12 protein-coding genes are annotated in these 13,473 nt (G+C 65.2%); 7 read left to right on the forward strand and 5 right to left on the reverse strand.

Going from position 1 to position 13,473, the window contains the following annotated elements; genetic code table 11:
- The first annotated feature begins 9 nt into the window (after nucleotides 1-9).
- The 5 genes from ABXH26_RS13830 to ABXH26_RS13850 all read left to right on the forward strand — a co-directional run bounded on the left by ABXH26_RS13830 (nucleotide 10) and on the right by ABXH26_RS13850 (nucleotide 6,794).
- Nucleotides 10-414 (forward strand): GxxExxY protein, encoded by a 405-nt coding sequence (locus ABXH26_RS13830; protein ID WP_353567670.1) that lies wholly within the window; start codon nucleotides 10-12, stop codon nucleotides 412-414.
- A 54-nt stretch (nucleotides 415-468) separates the two neighbouring features.
- Nucleotides 469-2,295: an NADH-quinone oxidoreductase subunit L gene (gene nuoL, locus ABXH26_RS13835; RefSeq protein WP_353567671.1), complete on the forward strand. Its 1,827-nt coding sequence runs from the start codon at nucleotides 469-471 to the stop codon at nucleotides 2,293-2,295.
- 15 nt (nucleotides 2,296-2,310) lie between these two features.
- Nucleotides 2,311-3,810, forward strand: a complete 1,500-nt coding sequence (locus ABXH26_RS13840) for a complex I subunit 4 family protein (protein WP_353567672.1) — start codon at nucleotides 2,311-2,313, stop codon at nucleotides 3,808-3,810.
- Between the two features lie 34 nt (nucleotides 3,811-3,844).
- The gene (locus ABXH26_RS13845; RefSeq protein WP_353567673.1) at nucleotides 3,845-5,431 is read left to right on the forward strand and encodes an NADH-quinone oxidoreductase subunit N; all 1,587 of its coding nucleotides are present in this window, start codon (nucleotides 3,845-3,847) and stop codon (nucleotides 5,429-5,431) included.
- 76 nt (nucleotides 5,432-5,507) lie between these two features.
- Nucleotides 5,508-6,794 carry a C39 family peptidase gene (locus ABXH26_RS13850; RefSeq protein WP_353567674.1) on the forward strand — a complete coding sequence of 429 codons (1,287 nt, stop codon included), beginning with the start codon at nucleotides 5,508-5,510 and terminating at the stop codon, nucleotides 6,792-6,794.
- A 12-nt stretch (nucleotides 6,795-6,806) separates the two neighbouring features.
- Here ABXH26_RS13850 and trpD read toward each other — a convergent pair whose 3' ends face one another.
- Nucleotides 6,807-7,850 carry an anthranilate phosphoribosyltransferase gene (trpD, locus tag ABXH26_RS13855; protein ID WP_353567675.1) on the reverse strand — a complete coding sequence of 348 codons (1,044 nt, stop codon included), beginning with the start codon at nucleotides 7,848-7,850 and terminating at the stop codon, nucleotides 6,807-6,809.
- A gap of 58 nt (nucleotides 7,851-7,908) precedes the next feature.
- Nucleotides 7,909-8,490: a thioredoxin family protein gene (locus ABXH26_RS13860; protein WP_353567676.1), complete on the reverse strand. Its 582-nt coding sequence runs from the start codon at nucleotides 8,488-8,490 to the stop codon at nucleotides 7,909-7,911.
- Between the two features lie 100 nt (nucleotides 8,491-8,590).
- Here ABXH26_RS13860 and moeB point away from each other — a divergent pair, with 100 nt between their 5' ends.
- Nucleotides 8,591-9,730, forward strand: coding sequence for a molybdopterin-synthase adenylyltransferase MoeB (moeB, locus tag ABXH26_RS13865; protein ID WP_353567677.1), 1,140 nt, complete (start codon nucleotides 8,591-8,593; stop codon nucleotides 9,728-9,730).
- Here the strand turns inward: moeB and ABXH26_RS13870 are convergent.
- Genes ABXH26_RS13870 through ABXH26_RS13880 form a run of 3 tightly spaced genes read right to left on the reverse strand, consistent with a single transcriptional unit; the run spans nucleotide 9,690 to nucleotide 12,310 of the window.
- Nucleotides 9,690-10,706: a S1C family serine protease gene (locus ABXH26_RS13870; protein WP_353567678.1), complete on the reverse strand. Its 1,017-nt coding sequence runs from the start codon at nucleotides 10,704-10,706 to the stop codon at nucleotides 9,690-9,692. The genes moeB and ABXH26_RS13870 overlap by 41 nt on opposite strands.
- Nucleotides 10,699-11,682 carry a S1C family serine protease gene (locus ABXH26_RS13875; protein WP_353567679.1) on the reverse strand — a complete coding sequence of 328 codons (984 nt, stop codon included), beginning with the start codon at nucleotides 11,680-11,682 and terminating at the stop codon, nucleotides 10,699-10,701. Before ABXH26_RS13875 ends, ABXH26_RS13870 begins: the two co-directional genes overlap by 8 nt.
- A 19-nt stretch (nucleotides 11,683-11,701) precedes the next feature.
- On the reverse strand, nucleotides 11,702-12,310 hold the full coding sequence (locus ABXH26_RS13880; protein ID WP_353567680.1) for a methyltransferase domain-containing protein: 609 nt from the start codon (nucleotides 12,308-12,310) through the stop codon (nucleotides 11,702-11,704).
- Nucleotides 12,311-12,479: 169 nt separating this feature from the next.
- Between ABXH26_RS13880 and ABXH26_RS13885 the strand changes: the two genes are divergently transcribed.
- Nucleotides 12,480-13,469: a hypothetical protein gene (locus ABXH26_RS13885; RefSeq protein WP_353567681.1), complete on the forward strand. Its 990-nt coding sequence runs from the start codon at nucleotides 12,480-12,482 to the stop codon at nucleotides 13,467-13,469.
- Nucleotides 13,470-13,473: the final 4 nt, after the last annotated feature.

Here is a 13,473-nt window from a genome sequence, read left to right on the forward strand (position 1 = left end):
TGGGATTCCATGAAACAGGAACGCTTCACTGCTCCTCATAGCGATCTAACCGAACAACTGATCGGTTTCGCGATGGCCGTGCATCGTTTTCATGGTCCGGGCTTGGACGAACGTAGTTACGAAAACTCGATGTGCCTCGAATTGGCCGAGCATCAGATTTCGTTCACTCAGCAGGAGACGTTTCCGGTGATCTACAAGGGTCACGTCGTGAGTAAGTTGATCACCGACCTGATCGTCGATTCGAAGGTGCTTCTCGAAAACAAGGTCGTCCGTGAGATCCACGAGGTCCACATCGCTCAGACGCTCAGCTACCTCGCGGTGACCGGGCTTGAGGCCGGACTCATCCTGAACTTCGCCAAGCCCTCCCTCGAATTCCGGCGAATCCTCAACAAGCGCCCCAAATCCACGGAATAAAAATCCCCCAATCCCTTAATCCGTGGTTTCCCATTTCTGAATCCGATGTCCTTCATGCCCTGGCTTCTTCTCCTCCTTCCCCTCTGCGCCGCAGCGGTGAACCAGCTCTACCTGAAGCGGAACGCCTTCCTCGCCTCGATGGTGTCCGTGGCATCGGTGGTCGTAACGCTAGGCATCTCTTTCTCGCTCCTCGGCAAGGACGAGATGACCGCCCCGTTCCCGTGGATCACGATCGGTGACTTCACCCTGCCGATTCAGCTGAAGCTCGATGCGCTCTCGACCGGGATGATGATCGTCGTCACCGGCATCGGCTCGCTGGTCCACATCTTCTCGCTCGCCTACATGGCGGACGATGGGGCCAAGGCCCGCTACTTCACCGGCCTGTCGCTCTTCATGTTCTCGATGACCGGCATCGTCCTCGCCGGCAACTTCATCATGACCTTCATCTTCTGGGAGTTGGTGGGCCTGTCCTCCTACCTCCTGATCGGTCACTGGTATCAGAAAGCCTCCGCCGCCGATGCCGCCAACAAGGCCTTCATGGTGAACCGGATCGGTGACTTCGGCTTCATGGTCGGCATCCTGCTCGTGTTCGGGCTCACCGGCACCTTCGTTTTCGATGACATGCAAGGCGGCCTCGCCACCTTCGCCGCCGCCCACCCGAACCTCGTCGGCGGACTGCTCGCCGCGGCCATCCTCTGCGTGTTCTGCGGCGCGGTCGGCAAGTCCGCCCAGATGCCGCTCCACGTCTGGCTGCCCGACGCGATGGAAGGCCCGACTCCGGTCTCCGCCCTCATTCACGCCGCCACCATGGTCGCCGCCGGCGTTTACATGCTCTTCCGCGTGCAGGTCGAACTCGGCCCCGAGGCCTTCGAAGGCATCGCCGGCCGCGTGATCGCCTGGACCGGCGGCATCACCTCGCTCTGCGCCGCGCTGATGGCCACCCAGCAGAACGACATCAAGCGCGTCCTCGCCTACTCGACCCTCTCGCAGCTCGGCTACATGGTCATGGCGGTCGGTCTCGGCGGTGGCGAAGCCGGCATGTTCCACCTCTTCACCCACGCCTGGTTCAAGGCGCTCCTCTTCCTTGGCTCCGGCGCGGTCATTTACGCCTGCCACCACGAGCAGGACATCTGGAAGATGGGCGGACTGCTGAAAAAGATGCCGATCACCGGCCTCACCTTCGCCATCGGCACCGCGGCCCTCATTGCCGTGCCCTTCGTGACCTCCGGTTTCTACTCGAAGGAGGAGATCCTCGCCACCGCCTACGGCGAAAACAAATTCCTGTTTGGCATCGCCGTCTTCGTCGCCTTCCTCACCACCTTCTACATGACCCGCGCCTTCGTGGTGGCCTTCCTTGGAAAACCCCGCGAACACAGCGCCGATCACGCCAAAGAGGTCGGCCTGCTGATGTGGGGCCCGCTGGTCATCCTCGCCGCCATGGCGATCGGCTCAGCCTGGCTCACCGGCCCGCTCAACGCCATCGATCCCCGTCATTTGCATCACGAAGGCCACACCGAGGGCCACCTGATCATCCTCGGTGCCTCGATCGGAGCCCTGATCCTCGGCCTCGCGCTGGGCTTCATCCTCTACGCCGGCAAGGACAAGGATCCGGTCAGGATCCCGCTGCTGCAGAACCGCTTCTACATCGATGCCTTCTACGACAAGGGCGTCGTCCGCATCGTCCAGGACGGACTCGCCGCCATCGTCCACTTCTTCGACGAGTGGATCATCAACGGCCTGCTCGTCGGCGGTTCGACCCGCCTTTCGCAGTCCTTCGGCAACCTCTTCCGCCGCGCCCAGGCCGGCAACCTCCAGGGCTACGCCTTCCTGCTCGGGATCGGCGTGGTGCTCGTCATCTACTTCACCGCTTTCTGGAACTAAGCGCCCGCGTTTCCCATGCTCCTCGCCCTCGTTCTCATCCCCATCCTCGCGGCGTTCGCCATCCTCGGCGGCACCAAACCCCGCCTCGCCGCGATCGCCGCCGCCGGCCTCAACCTCGCCCTCGGCCTTGCCGCTGCCTTCACTCCGAAGGCCGGCTTCTGGAATTTCTCGCTCGGCGTGGTCAGCACCCCGGAAATCCACCTCTCGCTCGGCCTCTACGACGGCATGAGCGTGATCATGCTGCTGCTGGCGGTGATCGTGACGATGGCTGCCATACTTTCCGGCAAGTCTCCCGAGGGCCGGGAAAAGCTCTACTACGCCTCCTCGCTGCTGATCTCCGCCGGTGCCATCGGAGCCTTCGTCGCGACCGACCTGTTCTTCTTTTACGCTTTCCACGAACTCGCCCTGATCCCGACCTTTCTCATGATCGGCATCATGGGCCGCGGCGACCGTCGCGCCATCGCTTGGAAGATCACCATCTATCTGGGCTTCGGCTCGCTGGTCCTGCTCGCCGGACTGCTGTGGCTCGCCAACCTGACCGGTACTTTCAGCATCCCGCAGATGCTTGAAAACGGCCCGGTCGATCCCGCCGCGCAAAAGGGCATCGCCGCCCTGCTGATCGTCGGCTTCGGCATCCTCATCTCGCTCTTCCCCTTCCATTCCTGGGCCGCCCCGGCCTACGCCAGCGCCCCGGCCCCGACCGCGATGCTCCACGCCGGTGTGTTGAAAAAGTTCGGCCTCTACGGCCTGCTCCGCCTCGCCATCCCACTGGTGCCCGAAGGCATGGAGGCCTGGCTCACGCCGCTCTGCGTGCTGCTGCTCGGCAACATCCTCTGGGTCGGCTACGTGACCATCAACCAGAAGCGCCTCGACGGCGTGCTCGGCAACTCGTCGGTCATGCACATGGGCTACATCTTCCTCGCCATCGCGGCGCTGGCGGCCAGTTACCAAGGAGAGGCTCTGGCTGGAACCATCGTGGATAGCGAAGCTGTGACCCTCGCTTCAGCAGCCCGTTTCACCAACGACCTCGCCCAGCCTGCCGCCGTGCTGCTGATGTTCGCCCACGGCATCTCGATCGCTATGGCCTTCGGGCTCGCGGATCGCATCGAGCGGAAGACCGGCTCGCTCGACATGGCCGACCTCGGTGGCCTCGCCAAGCCCGCCCCCGGCCTCGCCTTCCTGTTCGGCCTCGTCACCATGGCCAGCATCGGCCTGCCCGGCCTGGCGAACTTCGCCGGCGAGGTGATGGTCTTCATTTCCTCCTTCCGTAACTACGACCCCGCCGCCGGCCTCGGCCCGGTGCAGATCACCTGCATCCTCGCCATCTGGGGCGTGGTCATCAGCGCGGTTTACGGCCTGCGCGCCTTCCGCCGGACCTTCCAGGGCCCGGTCCGCCCGACCACCGAAGGTGCCACCGACCTCTCCTGGTGCGAACGCGCTCCCGCCCTGCTGCTGGCGGTCGTGCTTCTTGCGGTGGGGATCTTTCCGAACCTGCTGCTCAGCCTTCTGAAATAGGACCATCGGACCTATAAGAAAGACCTTTTTTCCCATGCCCGCCTACTATCTCGAAGCCCTGACCGTTACGCTCGGCATCGTCCTCCTGATGCTCGAAGCCTTCGGTCCCGCGCACACCAAACGCCACATCGGCATCATTGCCGCCTTCGGCCTCGGCTTTCTTTTCATCCTCAACCTGTTCGCGATCGGTCCCGACAAGGCTGCCGATGGCGCCAAATGGGCGGAATGGCCGCTGTGGAACTTCTACGCCTACGACGCCACCGCCCGATTCTACAAGGGCTTCGCGCTCGTTTGCACGGCGCTGGTGATCCTGCTCTCCATCGATTATCGCTCGATCCTTGCCCGTTTCACCGACCACCCGGACAGCGAGGCCGCCACCGGCGAATACTACGCCCTGCCCGTCTTCGCCTGCGCCGGCATGATGTGGATGGCGTCCGCCAAAGACTTGGCCGGTGCTTTTGTCGCGCTCGAGCTGGTCACCATCACCTTCTACATCCTCGTCGCCTACCTGCGCCGTAATGCCGGCTCGCTCGAGGCCGGCGTGAAATATCTCATCCTCGGTGCCCTGAGCACCGGTTTCCTCGTCTACGGCATCGCTTGGATTTACGGCGCCACCGGCACGATGAACCTTGAGCAAATTGGCAGCAGTCTGGTCGATACCGCCCAGCTGGCCCCGGTCGAAGGAGCCATGGGCACGCCGGCCTCGATCGCTTCGGTGGCCCCGGAAACCCGCGAGTTCCTCACCGACACCGCGAACGCCGCCGCCGGTCAGAACATTCCCGCCCTGCTGTTGGGCATCGGCCTCGTCTTGGTCGCCCTCGGCTTCAAGATCGGCGCGGTGCCGATGCAGGTCTGGATTCCCGACGTCTATCAAGGCGCGCCAACTCCCACCACGGCCTTCCTTTCCGTGGGCTCCAAGGCCGCCGGCTTCGTGCTGCTGATCCGTTTCCTCGAGCCCTTCCTGCAACCCGGCTCGCCGGTCGCCGCGCAGGTGATGATCATGCTCGCCATCATGGCCGGGGCCACGTTGCTGGTCGGCAACCTCGCCGCCATTGGCCAGTCGAACTTCAAGCGTCTGCTCGCCTACTCGTCGATCGCCCACGCCGGATTTCTGACGCTCGCGCTCGCCTCATGGGGCGAGGCCTCGGCCACCGACCCCGGCTCGACCGCGACCGTCGGCTTCTACCTGGCCACCTACCTGATCATGACCCTGGCGGCGTTCTTCATCCTCGCCCAGGTCCGGATCCAGAGCGGTTCCGAGGAAATCGACGCCTTCAACGGTCTCGGCCAGCGCTCCCCGCTGCTCGCGCACACCCTGACCATCGTCATGGCCGCCATGGCCGGCGTGCCGCTGACTGTCGGCTTCTGGGGCAAGTTCTTCGTCTTTTCACTCGCCGTCCACCAAGGCCTCTGGTGGTGCGTCGCCGCCGCCACCATCGGTGCCGCAGCCGGCTTCTACTACTACTTCAAGCTGATCCGCGCGATCTGGTGGGCGGACGCCGCGGAAGGTGCCGGCCCGCTCAACCTTCCCGCCATCAGCCGCGTGGTGGTTTCCACCCTGGGGATCGCCGTGCTGGTGTTCGGTGTTTTCCCCAAGCCCCTCCTGTGGCTACTCGGTTGATTTTTCTTCGCGGAAATCCGGCCGCACGGTTTCCTGCCTTGGTCTGCCCCGCCTGCCGTGTCAGTGTTTGATCCCCATGCGTTGCCTGCTTGTTTTTCTGCTCGCCGCTCTCCCGGTCTTTTCTCAAGCGGTTTGGAAAGAGACCGGCGTTGAGGTTTCCTTCGACCCGCTGCTCGACATTCCTGCCAGTTTCGAGATCGACCAGGACAAGTTCGAGACCATCTTTGCCTGCCCGGAGATCCCCGGCGGCACCGAGGAGGAAGAAAGCGACGGAGACGAGAATCCGTTCTGCTTTTCCTGGATGACCCAGGACCGGGACCGCGCGGTTTTCATGAAATGGCCGCTCGGCCGGAAAACGAAGTTCCTCATGTTCGGCGGCGAGGTGCCCTGCGAGGAGGTGACGGTCGATTTCAACGAGGGAAAAGTCAGCGGAGTCAGCATCAGCATCTACAACCGTGCCGACAGCAAGGACGTGGGCGTGGAGGAATTTCAACAGCGCTTTCTCAATACGGGGAAGGAGATGAAGCAACGTATCTCGGGGCGGGCGATGTCCCGCAAGCCGGACGCCAAACAGGGACTTCTGACCGAAGGCTGGAGCTGGTTCGACCGACAGAGCATGGCCGTCCTCGAACGCAATCCGGAGGCCGCCCAGGGATCGCTCGAATTCCTGCGGCTGCGCCTTGCCCCGCGGGGAGCGAGCGGCCCGATCGCCAACTCCGTGAGGTCCGGAAACGACAGTCGCGTGCGCAAGTCGGATCTGCCTGACCACGTCACCCACCAGGGAGGGGACGTATGGATCAGGGACATCCCCATGGTCGACCAAGGCCCGAAGGGATACTGCGTGGTGGCCTCGATCCAGCGCCTGTTCGAGCACTACGGCATCCCCTGCGACCAGCACCAGATCGCGGAGATGGCGGAGTCCGACGCTCGCGCCGGAACTTCTTCGCTGGCGGTGATGAAGCTGCTTGGGACGATCGATTACCGCTTCAAGACGCGTTTCGATGTGCTCGGCATCGAGTTCACCAGCGGTCGGCTCTACAGCGTGAAAGTCCGTTCGGGAGATCGCTTCGACCCCGGATCGGAATTCGATGAGAAGGATTTCGAAAAGCAACTGGTCCGGCACATCGATGCGGGCATCCCGCTCCTGTGGTCGCTCCAGCTCGGTCATTTTCCGGAGGAGCCTCCGATCTCCGAGCAGGCCGTGGGAGGCCACATGCGGCTGATCATCGGCTACAATCTCGACGAGAAAAAGGTGATCTTCTCCGACTCCTGGGGCGCCGGCCACGAAAAGAAGAAGATGAAGATGCACGACGCCTTCCGCGCCACGACCGGCATCTTCACGATCACGCCGACGATCAACTGAGGCGGCTGGAGCTCAGCGGGCCGTGGCCTGCAGGAGCCGCAGCCGTTCGAGCGCGCTGCCGTCGGAAATCACGGCCCGGGCGAGTTCGATGCCGCCACCGATGTCGTCGGCCAGTCCGCAGCAGGCGATCGCGGTGCCGGCGTTGATGAGGACCATGTCCGCCTTCGGACCGGTGTCCTTGCCGGCCAGGATGTTTTCCAAAATGGCGGCATTGACGGCGGCGTCGCCCCCCTGAAGGTCGGCGATCTCGGCATGGGCGAGGCCCAGGTCGCGGGGTCGGATCTCCTCATCCAACAGGTCCTGAAAGGTGCCGGCCTTGCAGATCCGGGTGGAGCCGAGCAGGCTGACCTCATCGACCGAGCGACCATCGCTGGTGGTGCCGTGGACCACCCACGCGCTTTCCCGCCCGAGCCGCTGGAGGATCTCGGCGAACACCGGACACAGCGAGCGTTCGAAAACGCCGACCAACTGGCACTGCGGCCGTCCCGGGTTCAGGAGCGGGCCGATCAGATTGAAGATCGTGCGGATCCCCCGCTCCGCGAGCTGCTTGCGCACACCGGCCACGGCCTTGAAGGCCGGGTGGTAGGAGGGCGCGAAAAGAAAGCCGACGCCCGCCTTCTCAAGGCAGGTGCGGAACCCTTCCGCCGGAAGGTCGAGGCGGACACCGAGGGCTTCCAATACGTCCGCGCCGCCGCTCTTCGAGGTGATCCCGCGATTGCCGTGTTTCACCACCACCGCCCCGGCGGCCGCCACCACGAACATGGTGGTGGTGGAAACATTGAACAGGTTCAGCTTGTCGCCACCCGTGCCGCAGACGTCGATCGTCGGCCCTTCGACGTCCGCCAGTCCGACATGGGGATTGACCGCCTGCTCGAGGAAGGCCTCCACGAAACCGGCGATTTCCGCCGCCGTTTCACCCTTGGCGGAGAGCAGCTCCAGCAGGCGCAGCTTCTTGTCTTCCTCGCCCTTTTCGTCGAGCAGCAGGGCCGCCGCGACTTCGACCTGCCGGGGGCTCAGATCCTCTCCTGCGGCGAGTTGGCGGATGATGGCGTCCATTGGGAAATCCTAATTTCGACCGGTCCGCGGGTGCAACCACGGATCGACCGCGATGGCTTCAGCCGAAGTAGGCCGGCTCGTTGCCGGGCTTCCATTTGATGTTGCAACCGGTGCTCGGACGGACCTCGGCGGGAGCGGGGCTTCCCGCCAGCATCACCTCGACGGCGGACGCCAGATCGCCGCCATCCGGTTGGGTGCCATTCCTGGGCCGGGAGTCGTCGAACTGGCCCGCATAGAAAAGTTCGCCGTTGCCATCGAAGAGGAAGAAATCCGGCGTGCATGCGGCCCCGAAGGCCTTGGCGACGTCCTGGGAATCGTCGTGGAGATAGGGAAATCCCCAGCCGTGCTCCGCGGCAAAGGCCGCCATGTGCGCGGGCGCGTCCTGAGGGTAGTTCTCGATATCGTTGGAGGAAATCGCGACCACGCCGAGGCCTTTCGTTTTCCACTCCGCCGCCAGCTTGCCCAAGGTATCGGCGATCAGGATCACATAGGGGCAGTGGTTGCAGGCAAACACCACCAGCGTGCCCCGCGGCCCGGCCACCTCATTCCACGCGTGCCGTTTCCCCTGCGGATCGGGGAGCTCGAACGAGGGGGCCGGATCGCCCGGCTTGAGCATGAAGGTGGATGGGGTCTCTGCCATGCCCTTCCCTCCGCCCCCGCCGCCGCCTCGTCAAGTGGGGATTCCCCCGCGGCTGGCAGGTTGCCAAGCCCCGCCATCGGCGCGTAGCTTGCCCGCGCCCATGGACCTGACCACCGCCGAACTGGAACGCTACGCCCGCCACCTCACGGTCCCCGGCATCGGACCCGAGGGCCAGCTGCGCCTGAAGCGCTCGTCCGTGCTGCTGGTGGGCACCGGCGGGCTCGGCTCCCCGGCCGCGCTCTACCTCGCCGCCGCCGGCGTGGGGCGGTTGGGGCTGGTCGATGACGACGTGGTCGACCGCTCCAATCTCCAGCGCCAGATCCTCCACGGCGAGTCGTGGGTCGGGAAACCGAAGCTCTCCAGCGCGGCCGCGCGGCTGCGGGAGGCGAATCCGCACATCGAGGTGGAGACCCACTCCTGCCGGCTCACTCCGGACAACGCCGGGGAGATGGTCGGCCGCTACGATCTGGTGCTCGACGGTTGCGACAACTTCCCGACCCGCTTCCTCACCAACGACGTCTGTTTCCTGCAGAAAAAGCCCTGCGTTTACGGATCGATTTTCCGCTTCGAGGGCCAGGTCACCGTGTTCGCCCCGCACTTGGGAGGGCCGTGCTTCCGCTGCATGCTGCCTACGGTGCCGCCGGCGGGCGCGGCCCCGAGCTGCGAAGAGGCCGGCGTGCTCGGCGTGCTGCCGGGCATCATCGGTAGTCTGCAGGCCATGGAGGCCATCAAGCTGCTGCTCGGGCTCGGCGAGCCGCCGCTGGGCAAGCTGCTTTGCTACGACGCGCTGCGTACTTCCTTCCGGACCCTCCGGCTGGCCCCGGATCCGGGCTGCCGGCTGTGCGGGGAAACGCCCACCGTCCGCTCCCTTCACAACGCGGAAACGCTGGCTTCCGCTTCTTGTGCGGTGGGCGATGACTCGATGCCCGCGATCTCGGTCGAGCAGCTCGACGAATTGCTGGCCGCCGGCCCGGTGCCGCTGGTCGACGTCCGCCGGCCGGACGAGCACGCCGTTTCCTCGATCCCCGGTAGCCTTCTGATCCCGCTCCAGGAGCTGGAAAAGCGCGTGGCTGAGGTGCCTCACGACGGACGGGTCTACATCCACTGCAAGTCCGGCGGCCGGTCATCGCATGCGGTCAAGCTGTTGCGCGAACTCGGGCTCGACGCGGTCAACGTGGCCGGCGGGATCGACGCCTGGCTCAAGCTCCGGCGTTCGCCTTCCGCTGCGCCTCATCCATGAGCGAGCGCACCAGCTGCTGCAGCTCGAGCGCCGGGATGGCATAGGTTTCGCAGCGGCTGAAGCGGGCGATGTTCATGCCCACGCAGCGGCCGTCGAGGTCGAGCACGGGTCCGCCCATGAAGCGGCTGTTGCCGATGATGTCGTGCTGCATGATCCGGGGAAAACCCGTGCGGCGCATCGAGAAATCGCCGCTCATGTGGTCGTTCCGCGTTTCCTCCTCCCCGAAGACCTGGGTGCGGCCGGCCAGCACGACCTTGAGTTCGACCGGTCCGCCATCGCGCTCCACGCGGACGGCGAGGGACTGGCCGACCCTCTTGTCCTCGAGGATCTCGAGCACCTCCTCCCTTTTCGCGACGTCCCGGCCGTCGATGGCCAGCAGCTTGTCGCCCTCCTGGATGCCGGCTTTTTCCGCCCCGCTGCCCTCGCTGACGGCGGAGACGACCAGGCCGCCATCCTCCTTGAAAACAATGCCCAGCACCGCGCCGCCGTTCGGCTTCACCTCGCGCGGGCTCGCCGCGACCATGCCGACCTGCACCCGCCGATAGCGGCGGGTGGTCGCGCCGTTCGCCACCAGCCACTCGCCGCGTTCGAGATCCTCGGTGCGTCCGAGGTCGACCGGCTGAAGCCCGACGCCGGAGACCTTTACCAGCGCCACGTCCCACTGCGGGTCCACCGCCAGCAGCACCGGCTGCTCGTAGATCCGGTCCCCGATGACGACCTTGAGGTCCTCAATGGCGCCCAGCTCGCTGGCCTTGGTGAGCAGGTGCCCCTCCGGGGAAACGACGACGCCGAAGATGATCTCGTGGTTGCCGCGCTTGAACACCGCGCTGCCGCTCTGGAGAAAGGGCTGCACGTCCTCGAAGGCAGCGTGCATCTCGCGGCCGCCCATGCGGACGCCGCTTTCCAGGGTCATCGCCGCCGGGGCGCTGGTCACCAGCATCCCGGCGAGGACCGCATGCAGGGTCGTCCTAAGCATCCCGGTCTCCCAATCTCAAGGTAAGCGTTTCGCTCGATCCGTCCCTCAGCATTTCAAAGGCCACTTGTTCGTCCGGCGCCTTGGTCGCCAGCCAATCCTGGAGGGTCTTGCGGTCCGGCAACGGCTGGCCGTCGATGCTCAGGATCACGTCGCCCGCCTTCATGCCGGCCTTTTCCGCGGGCGACTCCCGGCCCACGCGCTTGATCTCGACGCCGCCGGCCTCGCGGGCTTCGACGTGAATGCCGAGGAAGGCCTTGCCGACTTCCGGCTTTTCCGCGAACGGACCCTCGCCGAGGAACTCGGACTTGTTGAGCTCGTCCCACGCCCGGAGGAACTCGCGCGTCGGCACGTGCATGTTTTCCGGCAGCTTGGCACCGACCCGCGAGTGGATCCCCACCAGCTTGCCGTTCAGGTCGAAGAGCGGTCCGCCGGAATCGCCGCCGATCAGGTTGCAGTCCGATTGGATGGTCGAGGTGGTGGTCCGCACGATCCGTCCCGGGCGGAAAACCACGCCCCGCTCCTTGTCGAAACCGCCCGAGTGGCCGAGCGCGAACACCCAGTCGCCCAGCTTCGCTTCCTCGCCGTCGCGGGCCAACTCGACGTAGGGGTATTTTCCCGGTTCGACGATCTTCGCCAGCGCGGCGTCGGTTTCCGAATTGAGGCCCAACGACTCCGCTTTCACCTCGCGGCCATCCTCAAAGATCACCGAAAACGCATGACCCACCCCGCCGGTGACGTGCGCGGCGGTCATGATCAGGCCGTCCTCGCTGACGATCACGCCGCTGCCCGAGCCCTGCCCGAGCTGGATGCAGACCGTGGCCGCGCGGGCACGTGGCAGGGCGGCCTGCATCAGCTGCTGGATCTCCTTCAGGTCATCGCGCGATTCCGGAACACGCTTCTGATCGATCCACGGCCGCTCCGCCAACGCGGGGATCGCGAGGAAAACCATGGCGAGAATCGTGCGCGAGAGAACCATGAACTGCTGTGGAAATCCCTTACCCTTCCGCCGGCCCGTGCGCAACTTCTTCGGAATTTCGCTCACCCACGAAGACCCACTCCCGCCCCTCCCGACCTGGGTAGGCGCGTTTCGGCGTGTAGGCTTCGATTTCCTCAAACCACCGGCCGAATCGGCTGCCCACCTCCGCTTTGGTGGCCCCGAAGGGCGGACCTTCCCCGTCGTTGTCGGGATCGAGGTAAAACACGGCCAACAGCCGGCCGCCAGGCTTCACCGCCTGCGCCGCGGCGCGTGCGTAATCGTCCCTCAGCCGCGGCTCGATGGCGCAGAAGCAGGTATGCTCCCACAGGGCATCGTAGCCGCTCCGGGATCCATCGAGGAAATCCCCGACTTCATAACGTTCGCCGTTTGCCGACGCTCCCTGAGCCACCTCCACCGCCTTCGGCGAAAGGTCGAGCCCGACCGGCCGGGCGCCCGCCGCCGCCAGCGCGCGCACGTCGTGGCCCGAACCACAGCCCGGCACCAGCACCCGGGCGTCTTTCAAAAAATCGCCATGTCCGCGTTCCATCAACTCCAGCAGGGGCGGGGCCGCGGAACCGCGGTCCCACGGGGTTTCCCCACGGGTCCAGAAGGCATGCCAGTCGCGCATGGTCTCCCTCTCGCGCCGCCCGGACCGGCGCGCAAGCCGGATCGATCCCAAAAAAACTCGACGCCCGTGGGGACGCTTTCCTCAAAAAAGCCACCATTGGAGCTTGTGTGCCAGGCGACCGCTCCCGTTGGATATTCGCCAGCCTCCCCCCGGGCTGCATTTCCTTGCCATGAGCCTCCGCAATCAGCTTTCGGACATCCTTCCGTCCCTGCTTCCTAACAACCCTTCCGAAGCCATCAAGGGCACCGAACTGATTCGCCTCGTTCGGCTCCAGCTCTCGGGCAACTACTCGGACGCCTCGCTGCGTTACCATTTCTCGATCATGTCCTGCGATCCGGCCTCGCCGATCGCCAAGGTCGAGAAGGGCCAGGGCTATTACCGCCGGTCCGCGCCCGTCCCCGCCCTTTCCGGCGCGCAGGAGCTGCTGTCGCTCAGCCAGGGCCGCCTCGATGATCTCGGAGCGGACTCGAAGGCCATCGACCACGCCCTCGAGCGGGTGAAGAAGTTCCGCGCCATCGTCCGCCGCTTCATCGAGCTGAACAGCCGCTTCCCGTTCGAGTTCCGCAACGTCTTCACCGCCGGCTCGCCCCTTGGCAACTTGTGGAAGTTCCCGGAAATGGTGTTCGTCGATTGGCAGACCGGCGAGGACCACGACGAGGCCACCAAGCTGGAATCCCGCATGTTGTCGCTCAAACAGCGACTTGGCCTGCCGCCTTTCCGCCTGACCAGCGCCCGCCTCCGCATCCAGGCCTCGCTCCACGGCTACCGGGAGGACTTTTTCCAGACCCTCTCCGCCTCCACCTGGACCCAGGGCGGCGAGCTGATCTATGCGGCCCCGATCGTCGATGAGGCCCTGGCCGACGGCCTTCGCGCGCTCAACGCCGCCTTCGGCGTCGGCGTCAGCTCCTTCGGCATCGATTTGGAGACGCTCGAGGACCTCCCGCGCGCCGCCAACATCCTCAACGCCCACCCCAAGGAAACCGAGGCGCTGATCGAGCGCATCCACTTCGAGCGCATCGCCGCGCCGCGCCACCGCCAGCACATCGACTGGGGCGCCCTCGAGACGCTGCGCCGCGAAAGTGAGGAAACCGCCAGCCTGATCGACTGGCTCTGCGAGTGCATCGAGGACGGCCGGGCCATGCCTTATCGCGAGGCCTGAGCTA

Origin of the sequence: Haloferula sargassicola (genome assembly GCF_040362925.1) — a bacterium.
Classification (GTDB): domain Bacteria; phylum Verrucomicrobiota; class Verrucomicrobiia; order Verrucomicrobiales; family Akkermansiaceae; genus Haloferula; species Haloferula sargassicola.